The sequence below is a fragment of the Rhizobium sp. L9 genome, from assembly GCF_002531885.1.
Lineage (GTDB): Bacteria > Pseudomonadota > Alphaproteobacteria > Rhizobiales > Rhizobiaceae > Rhizobium.
Genome location: NZ_NWSZ01000120.1, coordinates 1 through 539, shown reverse-complemented (window position 1 = coordinate 539; position 539 = coordinate 1). Strand labels below are relative to the sequence as shown.

At 59.7% G+C, this 539-nt stretch carries 1 protein-coding gene; it reads left to right on the top strand.

Annotated elements, in window-relative coordinates; translation table 11 throughout:
- The coding region (locus CO660_RS32565) for a polyprenyl synthetase family protein (protein WP_176536427.1) at window positions 1-539 on the top strand (539 nt) is incomplete at both ends.

The window sequence follows — 539 nt, the reverse complement described above, 5'->3', positions numbered from 1 at the left end:
GCTTGAAAGTCTCCTATGTGTGCGGCGAAAAACATCCTGAGCTGGCGACAAGAGCCGCGGCAGCAATTGAATTGCTGCACTGTGCCTCGTTGGTGCATGACGACTTGCCTTGCTTCGATAACGCCGCGCTACGTCGCGGCAGACCGACGGTGCACCGGCTTTTCGGAGAGCCTATCGCCGTTTTGGCCGGCGATGCCTTGATCGTGATGGCTTTCAAATACCTCAGCTTGCAGGCTGCACTAACACCTGAGTTGGGCGGGCGCATGATCGAGGTGGTTGCGGAGGCGGTCGGCCCCAGTCACGGACTGATCGCCGGACAGTCGATGGAGGCAATGACGCACGTCGCTATCGACCGCTATCACCATTACAAGACCGGCTCCCTCTTTGTCGCGGCGGCCACGTGCGGTGCCCTGGTAAGTGGTGCTGATCCGGCTCCGTGGTCTAAGGTGGGGGAATTGCTCGGGCATGCGTATCAGATTGCCGACGACATCGCAGATACAGTCGGCCGCGTAGAAGTGCTTGGCAAATTGCCTGCCGTG